This is a genomic window from Pseudomonas sp. TH49, from assembly GCF_016650625.1.
Lineage (GTDB): Bacteria > Pseudomonadota > Gammaproteobacteria > Pseudomonadales > Pseudomonadaceae > Aquipseudomonas > Aquipseudomonas fluorescens_H.
Window position 1 is genome coordinate 2,160,010 of the sequence record NZ_JAEKFL010000002.1, and the last position, 25,182, is coordinate 2,185,191.

The 25,182-nt window shown below is 62.8% G+C and carries 14 protein-coding genes and 3 pseudogenes; 7 read left to right on the plus strand and 10 right to left on the minus strand.

Annotated elements, in window-relative coordinates; genetic code table 11:
- Positions 1-126 precede the first annotated feature (126 nt).
- Positions 127-10,650 carry an autotransporter-associated beta strand repeat-containing protein gene (locus JFU48_RS26930; RefSeq protein WP_201138224.1) on the minus strand — a complete coding sequence of 3,508 codons (10,524 nt, stop codon included), beginning with the start codon at positions 10,648-10,650 and terminating at the stop codon, positions 127-129.
- Positions 10,651-11,103: 453 nt separating this feature from the next.
- Between JFU48_RS26930 and JFU48_RS26935 the strand changes: the two genes are divergently transcribed.
- On the plus strand, positions 11,104-12,063 hold the full coding sequence (locus tag JFU48_RS26935; RefSeq protein ID WP_003223538.1) for a nucleoside-specific channel-forming protein Tsx: 960 nt from the start codon (positions 11,104-11,106) through the stop codon (positions 12,061-12,063).
- A gap of 15 nt (positions 12,064-12,078) precedes the next feature.
- Positions 12,079-13,101 carry a purine-nucleoside phosphorylase gene (locus tag JFU48_RS26940; RefSeq protein ID WP_201138225.1) on the plus strand — a complete coding sequence of 341 codons (1,023 nt, stop codon included), beginning with the start codon at positions 12,079-12,081 and terminating at the stop codon, positions 13,099-13,101.
- Positions 13,102-13,223: 122 nt separating this feature from the next.
- Here the strand turns inward: JFU48_RS26940 and JFU48_RS26945 are convergent, their stop codons facing one another.
- The 3 genes from JFU48_RS26945 to JFU48_RS26955 all read right to left on the minus strand — a co-directional run bounded on the left by JFU48_RS26945 (position 13,224) and on the right by JFU48_RS26955 (position 15,364).
- The gene (locus tag JFU48_RS26945; protein WP_201138226.1) at positions 13,224-14,180 is read right to left on the minus strand and encodes a quinone oxidoreductase family protein; all 957 of its coding nucleotides are present in this window, start codon (positions 14,178-14,180) and stop codon (positions 13,224-13,226) included.
- A 31-nt stretch (positions 14,181-14,211) separates the two neighbouring features.
- A complete protein-coding gene (locus JFU48_RS26950; protein WP_003223532.1) occupies positions 14,212-14,385 on the minus strand; it encodes a DUF1427 family protein in 174 nt (57 codons plus the stop codon).
- A gap of 211 nt (positions 14,386-14,596) precedes the next feature.
- On the minus strand, positions 14,597-15,364 hold the full coding sequence (locus tag JFU48_RS26955; RefSeq protein WP_201138227.1) for an AraC family transcriptional regulator: 768 nt from the start codon (positions 15,362-15,364) through the stop codon (positions 14,597-14,599).
- Between the two features lie 146 nt (positions 15,365-15,510).
- On the opposite strand from JFU48_RS26955, the gene JFU48_RS26960 reads away from it, so the two are divergent.
- Positions 15,511-15,738: a DUF6555 family protein gene (locus JFU48_RS26960; RefSeq protein ID WP_003223528.1), complete on the plus strand. Its 228-nt coding sequence runs from the start codon at positions 15,511-15,513 to the stop codon at positions 15,736-15,738.
- 40 nt (positions 15,739-15,778) lie between these two features.
- A complete protein-coding gene (locus JFU48_RS26965) occupies positions 15,779-16,051 on the plus strand; it encodes a hypothetical protein (protein ID WP_003223526.1) in 273 nt (90 codons plus the stop codon).
- A 22-nt stretch (positions 16,052-16,073) separates the two neighbouring features.
- Here JFU48_RS26965 and JFU48_RS26970 read toward each other — a convergent pair whose 3' ends face one another.
- The 3 genes from JFU48_RS26970 to JFU48_RS26980 all read right to left on the minus strand — a co-directional run bounded on the left by JFU48_RS26970 (position 16,074) and on the right by JFU48_RS26980 (position 18,160).
- On the minus strand, positions 16,074-16,241 hold the full coding sequence (locus JFU48_RS26970; RefSeq protein ID WP_003223525.1) for a metallothionein: 168 nt from the start codon (positions 16,239-16,241) through the stop codon (positions 16,074-16,076).
- A gap of 975 nt (positions 16,242-17,216) precedes the next feature.
- A complete protein-coding gene (locus tag JFU48_RS26975; protein ID WP_003223524.1) occupies positions 17,217-17,672 on the minus strand; it encodes a DMT family transporter in 456 nt (151 codons plus the stop codon).
- Positions 17,673-17,674: 2 nt separating this feature from the next.
- Complete coding sequence (locus JFU48_RS26980; protein WP_201138544.1) at positions 17,675-18,160, minus strand: DMT family transporter; 486 nt, start codon at positions 18,158-18,160, stop codon at positions 17,675-17,677.
- 114 nt (positions 18,161-18,274) lie between these two features.
- Between JFU48_RS26980 and JFU48_RS26985 the strand changes: the two genes are divergently transcribed.
- The gene (locus JFU48_RS26985) at positions 18,275-19,210 is read left to right on the plus strand and encodes a LysR family transcriptional regulator (protein WP_103486568.1); all 936 of its coding nucleotides are present in this window, start codon (positions 18,275-18,277) and stop codon (positions 19,208-19,210) included.
- 124 nt (positions 19,211-19,334) lie between these two features.
- Here the strand turns inward: JFU48_RS26985 and JFU48_RS30695 are convergent, their stop codons facing one another.
- The 3 genes and pseudogenes from JFU48_RS30695 to JFU48_RS26995 all read right to left on the minus strand — a co-directional run bounded on the left by JFU48_RS30695 (position 19,335) and on the right by JFU48_RS26995 (position 22,530).
- Positions 19,335-20,156 carry a methyl-accepting chemotaxis protein gene (locus JFU48_RS30695; protein ID WP_400496309.1) on the minus strand — a complete coding sequence of 274 codons (822 nt, stop codon included), beginning with the start codon at positions 20,154-20,156 and terminating at the stop codon, positions 19,335-19,337.
- Positions 20,157-20,240: 84 nt separating this feature from the next.
- Positions 20,241-21,017 (minus strand): annotated as a pseudogene (locus JFU48_RS30700) (cache domain-containing protein); the annotation flags it as partial.
- A gap of 193 nt (positions 21,018-21,210) precedes the next feature.
- Positions 21,211-22,530, minus strand: a complete 1,320-nt coding sequence (locus JFU48_RS26995; RefSeq protein WP_003223519.1) for a Na+/H+ antiporter family protein — start codon at positions 22,528-22,530, stop codon at positions 21,211-21,213.
- 775 nt (positions 22,531-23,305) lie between these two features.
- Here JFU48_RS26995 and JFU48_RS30705 point away from each other — a divergent pair.
- A pseudogene (locus tag JFU48_RS30705) lies at positions 23,306-24,274 on the plus strand (HAMP domain-containing protein); the annotation flags it as partial.
- 264 nt (positions 24,275-24,538) lie between these two features.
- Positions 24,539-25,132, plus strand: a pseudogene (locus JFU48_RS30710) (methyl-accepting chemotaxis protein); the annotation flags it as partial.
- Between the last annotated feature and the right edge of the window lie 50 nt (positions 25,133-25,182).

A 25,182-nucleotide genomic window follows, 5' to 3' on the forward strand; every position in this document is an offset into this window, starting at 1 on the left:
GACTTTGCGTGGATCTACAGATAGCCGCAGTCGGGAAAGTCGCTTATTTGTGTAGGACGCATCCGGGATCTTTTGCAGTGCAAAAAAAACCGCCCTTTCGGGCGGCTAAAGTACTTCGACCATGATTCAGAAGCTTTGACTGAAGCTGATGTTGAACGCGCTGTCGTTGTTGTCGCTCGACACCTGGCCCGAGTAGCCGATGCCCAGCTTGCCGGTCGGGGTGACCTGGAAGTCCACGCCGGCTTCGAGCAATGCGCTGTCCTTGGCAATCGGCACGCCCTGGGTGCTGAACGAGGCGCCGCCGTCGATGAAGGTCAGGTCGGCGTCAGGTTTGGTGTCGCCGTAGGCATGCCGCCAGCCGATGGCCGCGCGCGGCGTCAGTTGGCTGCCGTTGGCCAGGGTCACCAACTTGCCGACGCGTACCCCGAGGGTCGAGTAGGTGATGTCCTGATCGGCGTCGGCCTTCAGGCGCCCCACTCCACCTTTTTCCTTGCCGGTGTCGCTGTCGTAGTTGACGTAGGCCAGCCCTGCGAACGGTTCGATGGCAACGCCTGCCGCGTTGATCGCGTAACCCACTTCACCGAACACCTGCGCACTGCGTGCGTCGTAATCGGCCTTCAGGCGATCGTTGTAAGTACCGACGCTGACATCGCGTTTGGTCTCGATGCTGTGCCAGCTGTAAGCCGCGCCAAGGCGCACCGCCAGTGCATCGAATTGCGAGTTCAGATAACCGGCCAAGTGGTAGCTGTCGACCTTGGCATCCGAGTTGCGATCGTGCGCATTGAGGTTGCTGCGGGTGTAGCCGGCCGCCATCCCGGCACGCCAGGTGTCATCCAGGGCCTTGTCGGTGCCGAGCATGAAACCGCCAAGGTTGCGATCGACTTTCGCCGTGTTGCTGTCGCCGCCCATGTCGCCCCAGGCACCGATAGCCCGGATCCAGCCGACCATTTCACCGTGGCAGCCGTTGCTGCTCAGTTGCGTGTCGCTCGGTGCCAGGGTTTTGCGTGGATCATCGGCGGCGCTGCACGATGGCTGGCGCATGCGGTCATTGACCGCCTCGCGGATGAAGCGCGAATCCTCCAGCATCGCGCTGGCGGTGCTGGCGTGGATTTCTCCGGAGAGGCTGTCGAACGCATTGCGCGCACCGGCCACGCTGAGGTTGACGATCTGGTTCTGCAACGCCGCGCCGGCCGCTCCGTTATTGGACAGTGCCGTGGCGGTGCCGCGCTGGTTGCCCGTGGCAGCGACATCGGCGAACGAGTTGCCGTTGCGGCTCACGGCCAGGGTGACCGAGTCGGCACCGTAGACCAGCGAGCTGTCGAGGAACGCGTACTGCGGCAGATCGGCGGCACTGAAGGTACCGGTCACCCCACCGCCCGCTGTGATCAGCGAGTAAGTGGTGTTGCCGGTGAACGGCGCCAGGCTGTTGACCACCAGACCGCCGCCCAGGGCTGCCGTGCCACCTACCGCCAGCGGTGTGGCGGTTGGCGAGCTGACGGTCAGCGCCAGTACACCATCACTGCTGTTGGTCAGGTTGCCGGCCACGCTCAAGGTGCCGTCAGCGCCACCGGAAGCCACCACACCGTGGTTGACCACTGAGCCGACGCTGCCATTACCGCTCAGGCCTGCGCCGTTGGCGACCGTGACTTGTGCACCCAACGAAGCCCGGGCCGCACGGCTGCCGACTTGCAACACGCCTTGATCGACCGAGACGGTGCCACTGAACGGCTGATTACCGGTCAGCAACAACGTGCCGGCGCCGCGTTTGGCCATCGCCCCGAGTCCGCTGAGGATGCCGTTGAACTGGCCATTGGCATTCTGCTGGAACACCAGTGTGGCGTTGTCGGTGATGTTGCCTTGCAGGCTGGTGGTGTTGCCGATCAGCGTACCGCCGCTGACGGTGGTACCCCCGCTGTAGGTGTTGGCGCCACTGAGCACCAATGTGCCGGAGTCAAGTTTCTCGATCCCCCCCGTGCCTACCAGCGGTACGGAAATTTCCGCACTGGCCCCGGCATTGACCCGCACCGGCGCCAGACTGCCGTCGGCACCGTTGACCGGCGTCAGCGTACCGCCAGCCCCCGGAGCCAGACTGTAGCCGCTGGTGAGGAACTGCAGGCCAGTGAAGTTTTGATTGCCCTGCACGGTGACTGTACCAGCCTGACCGCCGAACACCGCGAACTGACCATTGGACGCCAACGCTTGCGTACCGCTCGGATCGGTCCAGTTGGTGCCCGGGCCCCACACGCCGCTACCGCCACCAATGCTGCCGTCAGGATTGGTGGTGCCGCCGTTCCAGAACTGCACTTCACCCGGTGTGCCCTGCACCAGCAGGTTGACCTGATTGGCGATCGCGGTTTGCAGCGTCAGGTTGGCCGCCGATACCGGCAGGCTGCCGTAGACCAGACCGTTGTCGGTCAGGCTGCCGCCGTAGCGGAACAGTTGATAGACCCCGGTACCAAAGCCGCCGGCGTTGCTGATATTCAGCGTGCCGTCGAGGGTCAGGTTGCCGGCGACGTTGACCACCGTGGTGGAACTGGCGGCCGAGCCGAGACTGAAGTCCAGGTTGGTGCCCGAGGACAACGCCAGCGAACCGACCGACAACGGTGTGGCACTGCCGCCACCGATCAGCGTCGCACCATTGGCCAGTTGCACGTTGCCGCCCAGTTGCCCGCTACCGCCGACTTTCGCGCCGCTGGCAACGTTGACGTTGGCGCTGTTGAGCACGCCATTGACGATCAGGTTGCCGGCCTGCACCGAGGTGTTGCCGGTGAAGGTGTTATTGCCGGTCAGGAGCAATTGGCCGGTGCCGGTTTTGTTCAGCGTGCCGGCGCCGGTGAGGTTGCCGGTATAGCTGCCGTCGGCGTTCTGCGCGAAGGTCAGCGCCGCGTTGTTGACGATCGCGCCTTGCAGGCTGCTGGTGTCGCCAGTGGTCGTGCCACCGGTCAGCGTGGTCCCGCCGCTGTAGGTATTGGCGCCACTCAGCACAAGATCACCGCTGCCGTTTTTCACCAGACTGCCAGTGCCGGTGACGGCGCCAAGCAGTGTGGTGTTCTGGTTACCGGCCAGGGTCAGTTGCGAACCCAGATTGATCGCGTTGGCCAGTTGCAGCGCCGAAGTGCTGTCGAGGGTGCCGTTGCCGGTCACGTTGAGCGCACCGCTACTGATTGCACTGTTGTTGCCCAGCACCAGCGTGCCGCCTGCGAGTTGAGTGCCGCCGCTGTAGGTGTTGCTGCCATTGAGGGTCAGGCTCGAAGCACCGGACTTGATCAGGCTGCCGCTGCCGCTGACTACACCGCCGAGGGTCAAGGCGTTGCTGCCGGCTACGGTCAGGCCGCCGTTGAGTACCACGTTGTTGGCCAGGCTGACCGCGGCGTTGCTGTCCAGTGCGGTACCGTCGGCAGCGGTCAACACGCCGCTGCCGAGCGCGGCATTGTTGCCGACCACGATCTTGCCGCCATTGAGCGCGGTGCCACCGGTGTAGCCGTTGGCAGCGTTGAGCACCAGCGTACCGGTGTCGTATTTGCCGAGGGTGGCGCTGCCGTTGAGCGCGACGCCGACGGTCGCGGTGGCGTTCGGATCGACGCGTACCGAGGCATTGCCCAGCGAACCGTTGACCAGGTTCAGCGAACCCGCCGTGCCGTTCTGCAGGCTGTAGCCGTCGGTGACGAACTGCATGCCGGTGATGGTTTGCGCACCGTTGACGGTCACAGTGCCCGCCGTTCCCTGGAACACCGCGAAGTTGCTGGTCCAGGCCTGATTGGTGATGCCGTTGACGTCGGTCCAGTTGGTGGTACCGGTGCCCCAGGTGCCGCTGCCGCCATCGACCGAACCGTTGGCGATCAGTTGATTGCCGTCCCAGAACTGCACGGTGACGCCCGGTGCACTCACCAGCAGATTGATCTGGTTGGCCAGCGCCGTTTGCAGGGTCAGATCGCCAGGGGTCACGCTGCCCGGCACAGTGCCGATCAGCATGCCGTTGTCAGTGAGGCCGCCGGTGTAGTTGATCAGGCGATACACGCCGCTGCCGAAGCCGCCGATATCGCTGACATTCAAGGTGCCGTCGAGGGTCAGGTTGCCGCCGACATTCACCAGCGCATTACCGCCACCGGAGACCGGTGCACCCAGGCCGACATCGAAGTTGGCGTTGCCGTTGAACACCAGTGAATCCACCGCCAGCGTGCTGCCGGTGACAGCTGCCAGATGCCCGCCATCGGCCACGGTCACGGCGCCGGTCAAGGTGCCGCTGCCGCCGAGAGTGCCGCCACTGTTGACCAGCACGTTGCCGCTGGCCAGCGAACCGTTGACCTGCAGGGTGCCGGCGTTGACGTTGGTATCGCCGGTCAGGTCGCTGATGCCGCTGAGCGTCAGCGTGCCAGTGCCGAGTTTGGTCAGGCCGCCGTCGCCGCTGAGGACACCGGCGAAGGTGCTGCTGACGTTGTTGCCACCGAGGCTCAGGGTGCTCCCGGTGCCGATCAACGCGGTACCGCTGCCGGTCAGGCTGGCGAGGCTGCCCGAAGCGCCGAGATTCAGCGCCGCGCCGCCCGCGAGATTGACCGTGGCGTTGTTGCCCAGCGCCGAATTGCTCAGGGTGGTCAGGCTGCCGGACAGCACATCGAAGGTGCCGCTGAAGGTGTTGTTGCCCGACAGCGTCACATCGGCCAGACCGTTTTTGGTCAGGGTGCCGGCCCCGGCGATCACACCGCCGAGGGTCAGGTTGTTGTTGCCGGTCAGACCGAGGTTGGCATTGAGGTTGATGTTGTTCGCCAGCACCAGCGGGGAGCTGCTGTCGAGACTCGAAGCGCCAGCCACTGTCAGCACACCGCTACCCAGTGCTGCGCCGGTGCCGAGGGTCAGCGTACCCGCATTCAGCGTAGTACCGCCGCTGTAGGTGTTGATGCCGTTGAGCGTCAGGTTCGACGTGCCGTTCTTGATCAGCCCGCCCGCGCCACTGACCACGCCAGCGAGCGTCAGGTTGTTGCTGCCGGTGTTGCTCAGGTTGGCGTTGAGCACCACGTTGTTGCCCAGGCTCAGCGCAGCGCTGCTGTCCAGCGCGGAGGTACCGGCCACGGTCAGGTTGCCCAGGCCGAGTGCCGAGTTGCTGCCAGCGGTCAGGGTGCCCGCCGTCAGCGTAGTGCCGCCGAGGAAATTGTTGTTGCCGCTCAGGGTCAGGTTGGACGCGCCGTTCTTGGTCAGGCTGCCCGCGCCGTTGATGGTGCCAGCCAGGGTCAGATCGGCATTGCCGCCAATGCCGAGGTTGCCGGCAAGGTTGACCGCGTTGTTCACCGAGACTGCTGTGCTCGCATCCAGCGTGGTGCCGCCAGCCGCGTTCAGCGTGCCGGAACCCAGCGCCGAGTTCGACGCCAGAATCAGTGCGCCGGCATTCAACGCCACCGGCCCGAGAAAGGCGTTGTTGCCGCCAAGGGTCAGGCTCGCCGCGCCATTTTTGATCAGGCCACCAGTCCCGCCGATCACGCCGTTGAGGGTCAGCGCATTACTGCCGACCAGAGTCAGATTGCCGTTGAGCGTTGCCGCGTTCGCCAAAGTGACCGCTGTGTTGCTATCGAGTTGTGTGCCAGCGTTGGCGGTCAGCGTGCCGCTGCCCAGCGCGGTGTTGCTGCCGACGATGATCTTGCCGCCGTCCAGTTGCGTACCGCCGCTGTAGGTGTTGGCGCCATTGAGCACCAGGGTACCGGCGTCGAGTTTATTGAGGATGCCGCTGCCGTTGATGCTGGCGCCGATGGTCGCGGTCACACCCGGATCGACCCGCACCGCCGTGGTCCCACCACTGCCATTGACGGCGGTCAGTTGCCCCGCTGCGCCGTTCACCAGGTTGTAGCCGTCGGTGAGGAACTGCATGCCGGTGAACAGCTGCGTGCCATTCACGGTCACGGTGCCGGCGGTGCCCTGGAACACCGCGAAGTCGCCGGCCCAAGGCTGGTTGACCAGGCCGTTGGCATCGGTCCAGTTGGTGCCGACCGCGTTCCACGTGCCGGTGCCGCCGTCGACCACGCCGTTGGCAATGGTCTGGCTGCCATCCCAGTAACGGATGTTGCTGTTCGGGGCCGACACTTGAATGTTGATCTGATTGGCCACACTGGTCTGCACCAGCAGATCGCCGAGAGCGTAACCGACCGGCACACTGGCGACGTCCAGCCCCAGATCCGTCAGGGCACCGGTGTAGTTGAACAGACGATAGACACCGACACCGAAACCACCGGCATCAGTGACATTGAGATTGCCGTTGAGGGTCAGGTTGCCGCCGACGTTCATCAGTGACGTGGTCGACGGTGTCGCTAGCGCCACATCAACGTTGCTGCCCGCACCGAGGGTCAGATTACTCGCCGACAGGGTGTTGCCCGACGACAGCGCCAGATGGCCGCCGTTGTTGATGTTCACCGTGCCGATCGCCGAGCCGGTACCGGTCAAGGTGCCAGTATTGTTGACGTTGAGCTGTGTACTGTTCAGCGATCCTGTGAGGTTGAGGACACCGCCATTGACCGTGGTGTTGCCGCTAAGCCCGCTGATCCCGGTGAGGTTCAGGGTGCCGGTGCCGATTTTGGTCAGGCCACCGCTGCCGCTGAGATCACCGTCGAAGGTGCTGCTGGTGCTGACCCCGCCCACGGTCAAGGTGTTGCTGCCGGTGAGTTGCACACTGCCGCTGCCGGACAACCCGGCCAGGCTGGCATCGCTGCCCAGATTGAGACCGGCGCCGGCGCTGATGTTCACGCCGGAGGTATTGCCCAATGCAGCGCTGTTCAGCGTGGTAACGCTGCCGGAGATGATATTCACGGCGCCGGTAAAGGTGTTGCTGCCGGCCAGCGTCAGGTCGGACAAACCGTTTTTGGTCAGGCTGCCGGCACCATCGATGATGCCGTTGAGGGCCAGGTCGTTATTGCCGGCCACCGTCAACCCGGCGTTCAAGGTGATCGCATTGCCGATGCCGAACGAGGCGCTGTTATCCAGGGTCGCCGCGCCGCCGACGGTCAAGCCGCCGCTGCCCAGACCGTTGGCATTGCCCAGGGTCAGGGTACCGGCGTTGAGGGTGGTGCCGCCGCTGAAAGTGTTGTTGCCGTTGAGCGTCAGGTTGGCCGCGCCGTTCTTGATCAACTGACCGCTGCCGCTGGTGACACCGCTGAGGCTCAGGTTCTGCGTACCGCCGATGGTCAGCGCAGCAGTGAGGCCGATGCCGTTGGTGAGGTTGACCAGCGGCGAGTTGCTGTCCAGCGTCGCCGCGCCAGCCACCGTCACGGCGCCGCTACCGAGTGCCGAACTGTTGCCAACGGTCACGGTGCCGGCATTCAGCGTGGTGCCGCCGCCGTAACTGTTGGCCGCATTGAGAATCAGATTGGCCGTGCCGTTCTTCACCAGGCTGCCGGCGCCGCTGACCAGACCGGTCAGGGTCAGATCTGCGGTGCCGCCGATGTTCAAGGCACCGGCCAGCGCCACCGCGTTGTTCAGGCTGACCGCGGTGTTGGCGTCCAGCGTTGTGTTGGCCGCCGCGTTCAGCGTACCGGCGCCCAGCGCAGTGTTACTGCCGACAATCAACTTGCCGGTGTTCAATGCGGTGTTGCCAAAATAGGTGTTGGCGCCATTGAGGGTCAGGTCGGCGGCGCCGTTCTTGACCAGACCACCGATGCCGGCAACAACGCCGCCAAGGGTCAGCGCATTGCTCCCGCCCAAGGTCAGATTACCGCCGAGGTTGATATTGTTCGCCAGGGTCGCCGCCGTGCCGGCATCCAGCGTGGTGCCGTTCGACGCATTCAGCGCGCCAGTGCCGAGTGCGGTATTGGAGCCGACGATCAACGAACCGGCCGTCAACGCGGTGGTGCCGGTGTAGGTGTTGTTGCCGTTGAGGGTCAGGCTCGACGCACCGGTCTTGATCAATCCGTTGACGCCGCTGATCACCCCGCCGAGGGTCAGCGCGTTGGCGCCGCCAGCGGTGAGGTTGGCATTGAGAGTGATCGCATTGTTCAGCGTTACCGCCGAGCTGCTGTTGAGTGTTCCTGCCCCGGCCACGGTCAGGGCGCCCGAGCCCAGCGCAGCGCCGTTGCCGACGGTCAGGCTGCCGGCATTGAGCGTGGTACCGCCGCTGTAGGTGTTACTGCCGTTGAGCGTGAGATTGGCGGTGCCGTTTTTCACCAGTTGGCTGATACCGCTGATCACGCCACCGAGGGTCAGCGCGTTGCCGCCGCCAATCCCCAGGCTGTTGTTGAGGATGACGTTGTTGTTCAGCGTTACCGCCGCATTGCTGTCGAGCGTCGCCACGCCGCCGACGGTGATGTCGCCGCTGCCGAGCGCCGCATTGGCGCCCGCCGTGAGGGTGCCGGCGTTCAACGCGATGGGACCGAGGAAGGTATTGGCGCCATTGAGAATCAGGTTGGCTGCGCCGTTTTTGGTCAGTCCGCCGCTGCCGCTGACAATACCGCCCAAGGTCAGGTTGGCGCTGCCGCCGATGTTCAGGTTGCCACCGAGACTGACCGCGTTGGTCAGCGCCACGGCAGTGCTGCTGTCGAGGGTGGTGCCTGCCGCCGTGGTCAATGCGCCAGTGCCCAGCGCGGTGTTGCTGCCGACAATCAGCGTACCGGCGTTAAGCGCGGTGCCGCCGGAGAAGGTGTTGTTGCCGCTGAGACTCAGGTTCGCGGTGCCATTCTTGATCAGGTTGCCGGTGCCGCTGACGACGCCGCTCAGGCCCAGTGCCTGGGTGCCGCCGATGGTCACTCCTCCCGCCAGCGCGACGGCGTTGGCCAGGTTCACCGCGGTGGTCGCATCCAGCGTGGTGCCGGCCGCCGCGCTCAGCGCACCGGTCCCCAGCGCGGTGTTGCTGCCAACGAACAGGCTACCGGCGTTAAGCGCCGTACTGCCGCTGTTGGTGTTGTTACCGGTCAGGGTCAGGCTCGCGGTGCCAGACTTGGTGATGCCGCCAGTGCCGGACAACACGCCGCCCAGGGTCAGGGCGTTGCTGCCCAGCACGTTGAGCGCGCCGGTCATGCCGATGTTGTTGGCCAGCGTCACGTTGGCGGTACTGTCGAGACTGGTGCCGGCGGCGGTGTTCAGCGCGCCACTGCCGAGTGAGTTGTTGTTGGTCACCAGCAAGCTGCCGGCGCTCAGGGTGGTGGTGCCGGTGTAACCGCTGTTGGCACCGCTGAGGGTCAGGCTTCCGCTGCCGGTCTTGGTCAAGCCGCTGCTGCCGGTGATCAGGCCGCCGAGCGTCAGTGAACCGGTGCCGCCGGCCGTCAATGTGCTGCCGAGGCTGATGGCGTTGCCCAGATTGATCGTGCCGGGTGCGCTCAAGGTTGTCGCGCCGGTGACGTTAAGGGTACCGGTGCTCAGCGCCAGATTGTTGCCCAACTGCACGGTGCCGCCGTTGAGCGTGGTGTTGCCCAGGTAGGTGTTGGCAGCACTGAGGCTCAATTGCCCGGCACCGACTTTGGTCAGGCCACCGCTGCCGGAAATCACTCCGCTCAGAGTCGTGGCGTTGGTGCCCTGCACGGTCACGCCACCGGCGCCGAGGGAGATCAGGTTGCTGATGTTCAACCCGGCGTTGCTGGCCTGGAGGATCCCGCCGTTGGAGGTGAGCACCCCGCTGCCGAACGTAGCGTTGTTGTTGAACTGGGCGACACCGCCATTGAGCGTGGTCGCACCGCTGACCAGTGGCCCCTGCAAGGTCCAGGTGCCGCTGTTGATGGTCAGGTTGTTGAAGTTGACGTAGGTGGCGCTCGACGCCGTGCCGACCCCGGTGGTGCCGCCGCCGACGCCAAGCGGGTTCTGCAGAATCAGGCTGTTGGTGCCGCCCGCGCCGCCGTCGACGGTGCCGGTGGGGGCAAAGGTCAGGTTGATACCGATCAGTCCGCCGAGACCGACGCTGACCTGCACGCCGTCACCGACCTGAACCGAAGAACCGGTCACAGCGGTGAAGGTGTTGGTGCTGGCCGCGCCCATCGACACGCCACCGGTGATCGCGCCGGCGTTGGTGAACGTGTTGCCCGCCGCCGAGGTTTCGAAGGCGACGCGGCCAGTAATGGTGCCGGTGCTGCTGTTGGTCATGTTGACCTGCGAGCCGCCGTAGACGCCGACCACCGGAGTATCCGCCAGGGTGATGCCGCCGACCGACAGTCCGGTCGAGGTGATGGTGCCGTTGTTGGTGATACTGGTGGTGCCGGCTGCAGCGTTGTTCACAGCGATGCCCAGACCGTCGATGCTGGTCAGGTTGAGCCCGAGCAGCATGCCAGTGCCGCGAATGATCCCGCTGGCGTTGTTGAGCACATTGACCGTACTGGTCGCACCGGTGCCAATGAACGCACCGCCGCTCAAGACCGACACAAGCCCGATAAAGGCAGGGTCAATGGTGCCGGAGTTGTTCAGAGTGATGTTGACGCCGGTCAGGTCCATCACATGGCCGCCGAGGGTCGCATTCATTGCCGCCCCCGAGTTGACATTGACCGTCAGACCGTTGGTGGCACTGGCGAAATTGTTGAGAAACAGCGGCAGCGTCGGCACCCCGGTACAGGTCACCGTGGAACCGGCCGTGGAACACGTGGCCAGTGCAGGTGCACTGACGCCGCCGAACAACAGTCCGGCGACGCTCAGGTGCACAGCAAGGGAAAGTGGGGAAAAACGCGAAACGAGGGCGACACCAAACCTTGCTTCCACGGGCTACTCCTTGTCGTGGCCAAATTCTTCCTTGAAGGCGTGGGAAACGTGCTTATTCCACACGCGAATCAAGACTGCGACGGTCATCACAAAACCGCGTCTTGGCTGACAAGCTAGTAGACGCCCCGCGATGGGGCACTGATTAAATGGTGTTAATACTTTAATACTAGGGCGGTCTAGAACGAGGGTTTCGGCCAGTAAACACTGGATTCGACGGCAGCTGACTGCCCCTGTGGGAGCGGGCTTGCTCGCGAAGGCGTCGTGTCAGACAGCGCTGTTTCAACTGACACACCGCTTTCGCGAGCAAGCCCGCTCCCACAAGGGGAAATGGGGACATCTGGAAAACTGGTACGCCTTGTGCAAACGTTTGCGACCTGCCTGTAACGGCTTTTTCGTAACAAAAACGTACAGACCCGCAGAAACCGGGCCTCGATCCGCAAAAAAGGACTTTGAATGCACGCCGCTTCCCTTCTCCGCGCCCCATTTGCGCGCACGTTCGCTGTTTCCCTGCTACTGACCGGCGTTACCGGAGTTCTCAGCCATACCGCACTGGCGCAACCGGTCCTGCCCGAAGAGTCCGCTCAGGGCGAGGCCCTCAGCCCGGAAGCTGCCCCGCCGAAAAAAGGCGCTTACCTGTCGGACTGGTACAACCAGGACCTGACGCTGATCGGCAGCAAGGACATCAGCTTCGGGCCGCAACCGGCCGACGATATCTATCTGGAATACGAGTACTTCGGGCGCAAGGGGCCGTTCGAGCTGTACGGCTACATAGACATTCCGAAGATCTTCAACATCGGCAACAGCCACGACAAAGGTGTGTGGGATCACGGCTCGCCAGTGTTCATGGAGCATGAGCCGCGCATCTCCATCGACTACCTCGCCGGCCGCAGCCTGGCCATCGGCCCGTTCAAGGAATGGTACGTGGCGTTCGACTGGATCTACGATCACGGCAGCCGCAAGGAGAACCGCGCCAACACGCTGTACAGCGGCTTCGGCACCGACATCGACACCCATTCGCGGGTCAACCTGTCGGCCAACCTGTACGGGCGCTACCAGTGGGAAAACTACGGTGCGAGCAATGAATATTCGTGGGACGGTTACCGCGCCCAGCTCAAGTACATCGTGCCGATCGACAAATTCAGCAACGGCGCGTCGCTGACCTACATCGGCTTCACCAACTTCGATTTCGGCTCCGACATCCACAAGGACAACCCGGCGCGCACCGCCAACGCCACAGTGGCGACCAACGTGTTGCTGTACTCATTCACCCACTTGCGCTTCACCCTGGTCGGTCGCTATTTCCACAACGGCGGCAACTGGGAAGACGGCAGCGAGCTGAACTTCGGCGACGGCAATTTCCGCGCACGCTCCAACGGTTGGGGTTACTACGCCGGCATTGGCTACCAGTTCTGAATCAAGGAGATTTTCATGCAAGCAATGATGCGTCTGACCCTGGCCGCTGCGGCCCTGCTCTCTTCCACTACTTGGGCGGCTGAAGCGCCGATCCAGCCGAAAGTGGTGCTGATCACCATGTTCGCCCCCGAGGCGCAGAACTGGATCGAGCGCCTCGACCTGAAACAGGAAATCCGCGTGCCGGGGCTGTCCGCCGAGTACCCGAGCATTCGCTGCAACAGCCAGCAGGTGTGCCTGATGACCACCGGCATGGGCCAGACCAACGCCGCGGCTTCGACCCTGGCCCTGGCGCTGTCGCCGAAATTCGACCTGCGCAAAAGCTGGTTCCTGATCGCCGGGATCGCCGGCATCAGCCCGAAACACGGGACCATCGGCACCGCGGCATGGGCGCATTATCTGGTGGAGTTCGGTACGCAATGGGAGCTGGATTCGCGCGATGCGCCGTCGAGTTGGCCGACCGGTTACCTCGGCATCAATACCAAAGGCCCGAACGAAAAACCGCCGTTGGACTACAAGACCGAAGTCTTCGAACTCAACCCGACACTGCAGGCCAAAGCCTTCGCCCTGAGCCACAAGGTCGAGCTGAGCGAGAGCAAGGAATCGGCGGCCTGGCGCCTGAAATACCCGTCCGCCCCGGCCAACCAGCCGCCGGTGGTTACGCGCTGCGACACGCTGGCGGGCAACACCTGGTTCTCCGGTACACGCCTGAGCGAACGCGCCGAGGTCTGGACCAAACTGCTGACCGATAACAAGGGTGAATATTGCACCACGCAACAGGAAGACAACTCCACCTACGAGGCCTTGTTACGCGCCAGTCGTGAAGGTCTGGTGGATGTGCAGCGTCTGGCCGTGGTACGCGCCGGCTCCGACTTTGATCGCCCGGCTCCGGGCGGCAGTGAGGTGGACAACCTGCTGAAATACGCCGATCAGGGCGGGTTCGTGCCGGCGCTGGAAAACCTCTATCGCGCCGGCAATCCGCTGGTGCAGGACATCCTGAAAAACTGGTCGGCGTGGGAAAACGGCGTCCCGCAATCCTGAAACCTGCGCAGCAAAAAATGTGGGAGCGGGCTTGCTCGCGAAGGCGTCTTACCAGTCAACAAATCCGGTGACTGACAGACCGCTTTCGCGAGCAAGCCCGCTCCCACAGTTGTTTTGCGGTGTTAGGGGATAAGGATAATCTTGTCGCCACCGCCCTGATTCACCTCCGCATAGCGCTGCAACCCCTCCGCCAGCGGCACCTCCACCAGGCCTTGTGGCAACGGCAGCCGATCCTCATCGAAGAAGCGTCCGAACTGCTCGAGCATCGCCGCACAGGCTTGCACGCTGTACAGCAGCGAGTTGATCCCGACCACCGAACCACCCTTGCGGTACAGCGCCAGCGCTGGCAATTGCACATGGCCGTCGATCGGTGCGGCAATGATCGCAATGCGCCCGAACGGTGCCAATGCCGCTACCGAGGCCGGCAGCCAGAAACCGGTGGTATCGAAGATCACGTCGGCGCCGCCGCTGTATACCGCGTTGACCTGCGCGCCGAGGTCTTCGGGTTTATCCAGCTGAATCGTCGAATAACCCTGCGCCTGCAACTCCTTGACCTGCTCCGGCCGCCGCGCGGCCGCCAGAATCTGCGCCCCCCGCACCTTGGCCAGCGCCAACGCCGCCGTGGCCACCGCACCGCCGCCGATCACCAGCAAACGTGTTTCGCCAGTCACCAGGCTGCGCTCCAGCGCATCCCACGCCGTGGTGTACGGCACGCCGAGGCTGGCAGCCTGGGCGAAACTCAGATGCGCCGGTTTGGCTGCCACTCCGGTGGCCGGCAATTTGACGAACTGCGCATGGGAGCCATCGGCAAAAAAGCCCAGGTCGCGCCCGGTGCCCCAGACCTCCCGACCGATCAACGCTTGCGGCCCTTGCACCACTACGCCTGCAAAATCACGACCGGGAATCCGCGGCAATGTGGTGTACGGAAAACGCCCGAGCACGTTCTTCACATCGCTGGGGTTCAGGCCGGCGGCCTTGATCTCGACCAGCACTTCATCAGCGCCAGGCACCGGGGTCGGCACGTCAACGAAACGCAAGGAAGACAGGTCGCCGGTTTTATCGAATTGCAGTGCTTTCATGAGGACATCCACCAAAGGAAAAAAGGACAGTTCAGGACAACCAACCGGTGACCAGTTGCCGGCCCATCGGCCACAGCTGCTCACCCGCGAGCATGCCCAGCAGCCCCACCAGCGCAATGGCCGGTGGCGCCGGGGAACGGAAATTCAGCGCGCCATAGAGCAGGCCGACACCCAGACCGATGGCCAGCGAAATCAGGTAGTTCATGGAGGAAACTCCGCCGCGAAAAGACAATGGGCAGAGTCTAGGGAAGGATGGACAGAGGCGTCGGCCAAGGACTTCTGAATTTCGGCCAAATCCGTGAATTCACTGCTGTCCCCTGTGGGAGCGGGCTTGCTCGCGAAGGCGGCGGGTCAGTCTCTTATTCTTCACAGACATACCGCTTTCGCGAGCAAGCCCGCTCCCACAAGAGTTGCGCTCAGGTGGTCATAAATTGCGAAGGCGCCACACCCAGCTCGCGCCGGAACATGTCACTGAAACTGCTCGGCGAATACCCCAGCTCCCGAGCAATCGCACTCACTGGCACGCCCTGAATCAACTCGGCCACCGCCGTCGCCAGTTGCACCTGCCGCCGCCATTCGGCGAAGCCCATGCCCAGGCTGTCCTTGAACAACCGCGCCAGCGTGCGCACACTCGCCCCGGCATTTTCCGCATGCTGTTCGAAAGGAATGTCCAGCGACGGTGCGGCCATCACCGCTTGGCAGAGGTTCATCAGACGCCGGTCGGAATCGTCCGGCAGCGGGATCTTCAGTTGCGAGCGCCGGGCGCGCTTGAGTTCCAGTAGCGCCAGCCCGACCAAGGCCTCGTAATAGGCCGGCTCGCCGCTGTCGCCCTGCTCCACCAGCCCGACGATCAACTCACGCAACAGCCCACCGACCTCGATTACCTGCACGGTCGAATCCAGTGTCGCCGCCAGCACCGGTCGCAGGTAAATGTTGCGCATCTGCAAGTCCGACACCACCCGAATCCCATGCGGCACCCCGGGCGGCAACCACACCGCCCGCTGCGGCGGCACCACCAGCGCCTCATGCGGCGTCTCGACCCACATCACCCCGCTCATCGCATACAGCAACTGCCCCCAGACATGCTCGTGCGGCTCGATGAACAAGCCACGCGGATACGTGCGCGCCAGCGGCTGCACCGGTACATCGGTATCACTCAAATCAGGGGGGGCGGCGAGGGCCATGGCGAGCAATCATTGGGGGTTGGCGGAGCGGCCATGTTAACCACTGCGCCCATGCGTCGCCAACGATAGATACCGTCGGACAATCCGAGTGAATTTTCCCGGTGCGCGGTGATCCTTCTAATACCACAGGGAGGATTACGGGCTTTATGAACAACGCAAAACTGTTTGTCATCGACTACACCCTTCACGGCACGCCCAAGTCGTTCATTATCCGTTCGGACAAGATGGACAATGCCGAGGCGTGGCACTGGGCAAGCTGCGACGCTGGTGTGGGTCGCATCCCGCGCTTCGGCCGGGAAAAAGTGCAAAAGACCAGCAAACCGATGGCGGAGAAATTCGGCGTGGAAAACGTCACATGGCGACCGGCGAGCTAGACTCTCGCCAGACAATGGGGACTCTTTGGGGGCGTACACAATGACCAGCATCTTCAGCCCGGCGCATCTGGATTACGGACTGGACACTCTGTTCGGTCGTATTACCAAAAGCGTGGACTGTCAGGTGGGTCTTGAAGCTGTCGAAGACGATCCGTATAGCTTCGCCCTGCGCGTGCCGGCGCCGTTACCGGAAGATCTCGACCAGGCGAAAACCGTGGTGGTCAGGGTCGACGGTCGACGACTGCAAGGCACGGTACGCCGTACCGAACGGCTGGATGATGAAAGCCTGAAACTGCAAGTGGAGCCTGATTAGGCTCCACTTTTTTTGCGCGGGATTATTTGGGGTGGGCGCAATGGCAGCCCTTGCTTGAACACTCTTCACCGCCCTTGTGGTGGTGCGCGCAGGCCTCGCAGCAATAGTGTTTGCCGTGTACGGCGTAAGAGTGGTCGCCTTCTTTGATGGTGCATTTGCAGTTGGGGCAGTCGCATTTTCTATCGGGCATGGGGGCAGACTCCTTTTTTGGTGGTTGTCTGGGCTTTTGGGATAAGCCGTAAATACCAGTGTAGGAGCTGACGAAGGCTGCGATCTTTTGATTTTGCTTGGGTGCGATTTGGATACTTGGTTTTTGGGTGTATATCCGTTTTTTCGGGTGCTGCGGCTGGCGGTTTCGCTCTTACAGCGAGTCACCTTTTCCAAACGCCGAAAAGGTAACCCAAAAGGCTTTGCCCCGGCGTACGGCACTTCGCTTAGGCTCAGTGTTCCCTCGCTACGGTGCCCATCCGGGGGCATCGCCTCCGGTTTGCTTCGCTGCACCTCCTCTCGATGTATGCGGCTTCGCCGCATGGCGCTGCGCGCCTATCCCCCGGATGAACACCTCCGCTCGGCCTGCCGAAGGGGCTGAAGATCAAAAGCCACATCAAAAGCCAAAGCCAAAGCCAAAGCGGATCAAAAGATCACAGCCTTCGGCAGTTCCTACATGGGATTGGGTGTATTCAGTTGGAGATTGGTCGGCTGACAGGCCGCCTTCGCGAGCAAGCCCGCTCCCACAGGGGGGCCGGGTGCATCCGCAAGAGATTGGTCGGCTCGTAGGCCGCCATCGCCAGCAGGCTGGCTCCTACAATTTAGAAAGCGTGCCCCGCATGCGGCGAAGCCGCCCCACTCAACACAATGAGCGTTAGCTCGAGTACCGCTTTTGATCTCAGGGCCCGTCGGCAGGCTGAGTGGAGGGATTTATCCGGGGGTGGGAGCGCAGCGACCGTTTGGCGCAGCCAAACACAGCGAGAGGAGGTGCAGCGAAGCAAACCGTAGGCGCTGCCCCCCGGATGAATCCCGGAGCGAAGGAACCCGAGCCCAGGCGAGGGCCGAACGTCAGGGCACAGACCTTTTGGTTACTTTTGGGGCGTTTGCCAAAAGTGACCCGCCGTAAGGGCGGAACCCTAATCAGCCTTCACCAAAAAAACGGATATACACCCAAAACTCAATCAGAACCGCGAACACTACTCCGATACATAAAGACCAAAGCCAACCCCAGACAAACCATCGCCAACACCCGAGAAGACGAAAGCTCGATCGCCGGATTCCCCAACCAGCCAAAATTATCAATCAACATCCCCATCCCAAGTTGACCAACAATCACCGCAACAGTCGCCACCGCCGTCCCGACAACAGGCACTGCGCCGACCATCACCATCATGTAAACCACCCCAAACAGCGCCCCGCAGACCTGCCACTTCGGCACATCGAGCAAACTCACCGCATGGGCCGGCTCAAAAAACACAATCAACAACCCGGTGATCACCGCCCCGACGAAAAACGTCAGCAAACTGCTGCGCAACACTCCGACGCTTTCACCGAGGCGTCCATTGATCGCCGCCTGGACACTCAACACCGCGCCCGCCAACACCACCACTGCCAACAAAATAACCAGACTCATCTTCAACCCCGCGCAATCAGAACCAATGCCACCACAATCAACCCCAATGCCAGCCACCGCTCGGCATTGACCTTCTTGCGCGTCGCGCCGAACCAGCCGAAATGGTCGATCAGCACACTCTTGCCGACCTGCCCGGACAAAATCGCGATCATCGTCATCGCAATCCCGATATGCGGTGTCGCCAGGGTCAGCACCACCACATAGATCGGCCCGAGGAGTCCGCCGATCAACTGCCAGCGCGGCAGGTCAGTCAGCGCCGGGCCTTTCTGCGGGCCGGCGAACAACAGCAGCAAAAACAGAATCGCCGAACCCACGCCGAAGATGCTCAAAGTCGCCCACAGATGCCCGACCTGCTCCCCCAACGGCCCCAGCAACCCGGCCTCCACCGACAGACCCATGCCGGCCAGAATCACCAGCGGCAGCAACAACAGGCGCAACCCCGGCCGAGTCGCCGGCGCCGCCACACTCACTTCTTCCAACGTCTGCATCATCCAAAACCCACGCAAGTAAACGATGGCGCGGATTATCGGCTGGCGCCGCTGTGCGATAAATGGGAGCATCCAGACAACACTTTTGCGCAACTCGCACAGCAGGACGATTCCATGCACGGGCTGAATGAACTGGGCTTCAAGGCGCTGAGGCTATTTGTGGCGGTGCTCGACCACGGCAGTTTTTCCGAAGTCGCCCGGCGCGAGGGCGTGGCGCCCTCTTCGATCTCGCGGCAGATCCAGTTGATGGAGCAGGCGCTGAACCAGCAATTGCTCTACCGCCACACCCGCGCCGTGACGCCGACCGAGGCCGGGCGCATGCTCGGCCATCATGCGCGGCTGGTGCTGGTGCAACTGGAAGAGGCCGAGCAGGCGTTGCAGGAACAGCAAAGCGAACCCACCGGGCTGGTGCGGATCAACGCGCCGGTGGTGTTCGGCCAACGGCATCTGACGCCGTGGCTTGGTCAGTTGTGCGCGCGCTATCCGAAGCTGCAACTGGACATCCAGCAGACCGACCATTACGTCGATCCGTTGCAGGAAGGCGCCGACCTGCTGTTTCGCATCGGTCCGATGCACGACTCGAGCATGCAGGCGCGGATTCTCGCGCCGCACCGTTTCCAGGTCGCGGCCAGCCCGGCTTATCTGGAACGCCACGGCACACCGCAACACCCGGAAGATCTGGCGCAGCACCAATGCCTGGCCTACAAAGGTGCGACCGGTCAGCAACGCTGGTTTTTCCGGCGGGATCAGGGCGACTGGACGCCCTACTCGGTCAAAGGCCCGATCACCGGCAACCATGCCGACACCCTCACCCAGGCCGCCGAACAAGGCCTCGGGTTGGTGATGTTTCCATCGTGGCTGATTGGTGAAGCGGTGCGCGAAGGCAGGCTGGTGCCGGTGCTGGGGGACCATCAGGTGTCGAACAGCCTCGAACCGCAGCAGATCGCGGTGCTGTGGCCGGGGAGTCGGCGGCTGTCGGTGAAGGTACGGACGGTGATTGATTTCTTCGTCGAGTGCTTCGGCGAAGTACCGTACTGGGACAGACCATGAGCCTTGCACAAAACCCAATGTGGGAGCGGGCTTGCTCGCGAAGGCGTCGTGTCAGTCAAAGATTCTGTATCTGACACACCGCATTCGCGAGCAAGCCCGCTCCCACAAAGCTTTTGCAGCAACCTTAAATACGGAACTGGCCCACCAGTTTGCCCAATCGCTGGCCAAGTTCGGCCAGGCTGCGCGAAGTCTGCGCGCCCAACTGGGTCTCATCCGCCACGCTGTCCACCGCCACCGCGATCTGATGCACGCTGCGGTTGATCTCTTCGGCCACCGCGGTTTGTTCCTCGGCTGCGCTGGCGATCTGCGCGTTCATCGAGTTGATGGTTGCGATCAGGTCAGCCATCGCGTCCAGCGACGCCCCGGCCTGATTGGCCTGCGCCGAGGTGCCATCGCCCGCTTCACTGGAACGGCGCATCGCCTCGACCGCCGACTGCGTGCCGGCCTGCAGGCGATCGATCATGCCCTGAATTTCCTGGGTGCTGATCTGCGTGCGGCTGGCCAGTGCCCGCACTTCGTCCGCCACCACCGCAAAGCCGCGCCCGGCCTCCCCGGCGCGCGCTGCTTCAATCGCCGCGTTCAACGCCAGCAGGTTGGTCTGCTCGGCAATCGAGCGGATCACCCCGAGCACGCCGACAATCGACGACACGTCCTGCTGCAGGCTGTCGAGCGACACGCCGCTGCTGCGAATGTCATCCACCAGCGCATGAATCTGTTTGATGCTGCCAGCCACCACGCGTTTGGCGCTCTGGCCTTCTTCATCGGTCTGCTGCGCGGCGACGGCGGCGTTCTGCGCGCTCTTGGCAACTTCCTGAGCAGCGGCGGACATCTCGTTGATCGCCGTGGCGACCTGATCGGTCTCGTGGCGCTGACGCTCCATCGCCTGATCGGAACGCTGAGCCTGATCGGAAACCTGGGTCACCAGGCCGGTCAGTTGCGTGGTCATCTCGGTGATCTGCCGCACCAGACCGTGGATCTTGTCGACGAAACGGTTGAACGAGCCGGCCAGTTCGCCGAGTTCGTCCTGGCTGGTGATGTTCAGCCGGCGGGTCAGATCGCCCTCGCCCGCCGCGATGTCGTCGAGGTTGGCTTTCATCAGGTTCAACGGACGCAGAATGGTATTGGCCAGCAGCATCCCCGCGATGGCAATCACCAACAACACCACCAGCGCCACACCAACGATGCTGAGGATCACCCCTTCCATGCGCTCCTGCACTTGCGCCTGCACCACCGCGACTTGCGCTTCGATGCCGTCGAGGTTGACCGAGGTACCGACCGCCATGTCCCATTTCGCCAGGTACTCGGTGTAGCCGAGTTTCGGCACCAGCACACTGGCATTGCCCGGCAGCGGCGAGCTGTATTGCAGATAGTGGGTGCCGTCCTTCGCCACTTTCACCAGGCCGAGGTTGACGTAGACGCCATTCGGGTCACGGTTGTCCTTGAAACTTTTGCCCACGCCTTCCGGATCGTTGGCCTTGAACAGGCGCACGGTCTCGGAGTCGTAGCCGAAGAAGTAGCCGTCCTTGCCGTAGCGGATGCCCGACAGCAGCTTGATCGCCTGCGCCCGCGCCGCGTTGTCACCGGGGGCGGCAGCGTCGTACAGCGGCTTGATCGTGGTCATCGCCACGGCGACGTAACTTTGCAGCGTGGCCTTGGCGTCGGCGAGCAGGCGCTCGCGGGTCTGTTCGACTTCGGTGTGCGCCTGTTGCTGGAGAATGAACAGCGTGGTCAGGCTGATGACCAGCGCAAAGAGCAGCACCGGCAGGACGGCAAGGGACAGGACTTTGGCCTTGAGACTCAAGCGCATGGGGGGGCTCACTCTTTTGGTTTTATTGGCGTGGTTAAAGGCGTTAACGGCACGCGCAAGCAAAAGTTGAGCGGGGGATTCACCGCATTCCCCTGTGGGAGCGGGCTTGCTCGCGAAGGCGTCGTGTCAGTCAACATTTATGTTTCTGATACACCGCTTTCGCGAGCAAGCCCGCTCCCACAGGTTTCAGCGTTTACAACACCATCGCGGCCACCCAGCCAAACGCCAGCAGCGGCAGGTTGTAGTGCAGGAAGGTCGGGACCACGGTGTCCCAGATGTGGTGATGCTGGCCATCGACGTTCAGCCCGGAGGTCGGGCCCAGTGTCGAGTCCGAGGCCGGCGAGCCGGTGTCGCCCAGCGCCCCGGCGGTGCCGACGATGCACACGATGGCCATCGGGCTGAAGCCCAGCTGCACGCACAGCGGCACGAAAATCGCCGCCAGAATCGGCACCGTGGAGAACGACGAGCCGATACCGATGGTTACCATCAGGCCCACCAGCAGCATCAACAGCGCGCCGATCGCCTGACTGTGATCGATCCACGCCGCCGCACTTTCGACCAGCGAGCGCACTTCGCCGGTAGCCTTGAGCACTTCGGCGAAACCCGAGGCGGAGATCATGATGAAGCCGATCATCGCCATCATTTTCATGCCTTCGGTGAACAGGTCGTCGGTCTCGCGCCACTTGACGATGCCCGAGGCCGAGAAGATCAGGAACCCGGCCAGTGCGCCGATAATCATCGAATCCAGCAGCAACTGAATGATGAACGCGGCGGCAATCGCCAGACCGGCAATGCCAATGGTCTTCGGGTTGTAGGCGACGCTGACTTGCTCGACCTGCTCGATCTTCTCCAGATCGTAAACGCGCTTTTTCCGATAGCTGAAAAACACCGCCATCAACAGGCCGAAGACCATGCCCAGGGCCGGAATCGCCATGGCGTGCATGACGTTGATCTGGCTGATATCGACCCCAGCCTTGCTGACGTTGGCCAGCAGGATCTGGTTGAGGAAGATGTTGCCGAAACCCACCGGGAACACCATGTACGGGGTGATCAGGCCGAAGGTCATGACGCAGGCGATGAGCCGGCGATCCAGCTGCAACTTGGTCAGTACATAGAGCAGCGGCGGCACCAGCAGCGGGATGAACGCAATGTGGATCGGCAGGATGTTCTGCGAGGCAATCGCCACCACCCACAGCAGGCCGATCAGCAGCCACTTGACGCTGCCGCCGCCGGTCGAGTGTTGGCGGTCGACCATCGCCAGGGCCTTGTCGGCCAGTGCATGGGCCAGTCCGGACTTGGCAATCGCCACGGCGAAAGCGCCGAGCAATGCGTAGGACAACGCCACCGTCGCCCCGCCACCCAGGCCGCTGTTGAACGCCTTGAGTGTGGCGTCGATGCCCAGACCACCGGTCAGGCCACCGACCAGCGCACCGACGATCAGGGCGATCACCACGTGCACGCGGGACAGGCTGAGGATCAGCATGACGCCGACCGCAGCAATCACTGCATTCATTTCACTACCTCAAAAACACTGCGATGAAATCATCACCGCCAGACAGGATGAGTCCGCCAACGCTTGACCGGCGGATTTGCAAAGAGGGTCTTATTAGAAGGGCGCGCACTGTGCCGCAGAGTGGCGGCGGTGTCAAAGCGAGCGGCTGAACTGAAATGTAACTGACAATGCAGAACCCTGCGGTAAGGAGATCAATGTAACGGGCAATGGAGAACCCTGTGGCGAGGGGATTTATCCCCGATCGGCTGCGCAGCAGTCGCCAAACCTGACTATGCAATTTCTTTGAACGATTGTGAGGGCGGCTTCGCCCCCCATCGGGGATAAATCCCCTCACCACAGGTATCTGATCGCCAGCATGCGGCAATTGGTCATATTGCGCCTGAACAATAAAGAAAGCCGAAACGCGGCCGTTACAGTGCAAAGTCTCAGATATTTATCGAATAAGGACGTCTCCATGTCGCTCAGACAACTTTCCATTCAATGGAAAATCACCCTGCTCGCCGGCCTGTGCCTGGCGGGCATCGTGACCCTGCTGGTGGGTCTTTCGCTGTATCGCATGGAGCACAGCTCCGAGCTGGTGAAAGCTTCGAGCATGGAGATGCTGACCGAGTCAGCCCAGGCGCGCATTGAATCCCAAGGCGAAGTGCAGGCTGCCGGTATTCGCCAGCAGTTCATGGACGCCTATCAATACGGTCACGGTTTCTCGCGGCAGGTGCTGTTCCTGCGCGAACAGGCCGAGAAGCGCTTCCTCGACGCCTTCGACCTGCGCGAAGACATGACCCGCCAAGTCAAGTCCGCCCTGCAAGCCAACCCGGATCTGCTCGGTCTGTCGCTGGTGTTCGAAGCCAACGCGCTGGATGGCAAGGATGAACTGTTCGCCGGTCAGGCCGAACTGGGCAGCAACGACAAGGGCCGCTTCGCCCTGTACTGGTCGCAGCCGACGCCCGGCAAAGTCACCTCGATGGCCCTGCCGGAAAGCGACATGGCCGACACCAGCACCGGCCCCAGCGGTCAGGCTGCCAACGCCTGGTTCACCTGCCCGCGCACCACGCTCAAGCCGTGCGTGATCGAGCCGTATTTCTATGTGATCGACGGCCAGAACGTGCTGATGACCAGCATCGTCTTCCCGCTGATGGTCAACGGCAAAGTCATCGCCTCGCTGTCGGTAGACATCAACCTCAACAGCCTGCAAGCGATCAGCCAGGGCGCGAGCAAAAAGCTCTACGACGGCCAGACTGCCGTGAGCATCATCAGCCCCACCGGTCTGCTCGCCGGCTACAGCCCGGACGCCAGCAAACTGAGCAAGCGCCTGGATGCCGTGGATACCGTCAGCGGCGCCGAACTGCTGCGTCAACTCGCCGCCAGCAGCAGCGTCAGCAGCCTGCACAGCAACGGCCAGTTGAAAGTGCTGTCGCCGTTCCAGCCGATCCCCGGCGGCCCGTCGTGGGGCGTGTTGCTCGACGTGCCGGAAAAGGTGCTGGTCAGCCGCGCCGAAGCGCTCAAGCAGCAACTCGATGCGAGCAACAACTCCGGCACCCTGATCGAGCTGAGCCTCGGCGTGCTGGCGGCATTGGTCGGCCTGCTGCTGGTGTGGCTGATGGCGCGCAGCGTGACCAAACCGATCCTCGGCGTGGCACACATGCTCGAAGACATCGCCAGTGGTGAAGGTGATCTGACCCGGCGTCTGGCCTATGACAAGCAGGATGAACTCGGTCAGCTGGCCGGCTGGTTCAACAAGTTCCTCGACAAGTTGCAGCCGATCATCGCCGAAGTGAAACGCTCGGTGCAGGACGCGCGCAACACCGCCGACCAGTCCTCGGCCATCGCCACCCAGACCAGCGCCGGCATGGAACAGCAATACCGTCAGGTCGATCAGGTCGCCACTGCGTCCCACGAAATGAGCGCCACCGCGCAGGACGTCGCACGCAGTGCTGCGCAAGCCGCCGAAGCCGCCAAGGACGCCGACCGCGCCACCCGTCAGGGCCTGACCGTGATCGACCGCACCACCGCGAGCATCGACACCCTCGCCGCCGACATGAGCGCGGCGATGGTTCAAGTCGAAGGCCTGGCCGCCAACAGCGAAAAGATCGGCACTGTGCTGGAAACCATCCGCGCCATTGCCGAACAGACCAACCTGCTGGCGCTCAACGCCGCGATCGAAGCCGCCCGTGCCGGTGAAGCCGGGCGCGGTTTTGCCGTGGTCGCCGACGAAGTGCGCAACCTCGCCCGCCGCACCCAAGAGTCGGTGGAAGAAACCCGTCAGGTGATCGAACAACTGCAGACCGGTACTCAGGATGTGGTCGGGTCGATGGGCAACAGCCATCGTCAGGCTCAGGGTAGTGTCGAACAGGTCGGGCAAGCGGTGACCGCACTGCGCCAGATCGGCGATGCAGTGACGGTGATCAGCGACATGAACCTGCAGATCGCCAGCGCGGCGGAAGAACAGAGCGCGGTGGCCGAGGAGATCAACAACAACGTGGCGACCATTCGCGACGTGACCGAATCGCTGTCCGGGCAGGCCAACGAGTCGGCGCGGGTGAGCCAGTCGCTGAACAGCCTGGCGAATCAGCAGCAGAGTCTGATGGATCAGTTCCGGGTCTGAAAACCATCACCCTCCCTGTAGGAGTGAGCCTGCTCGCGATAGCGGTTTGT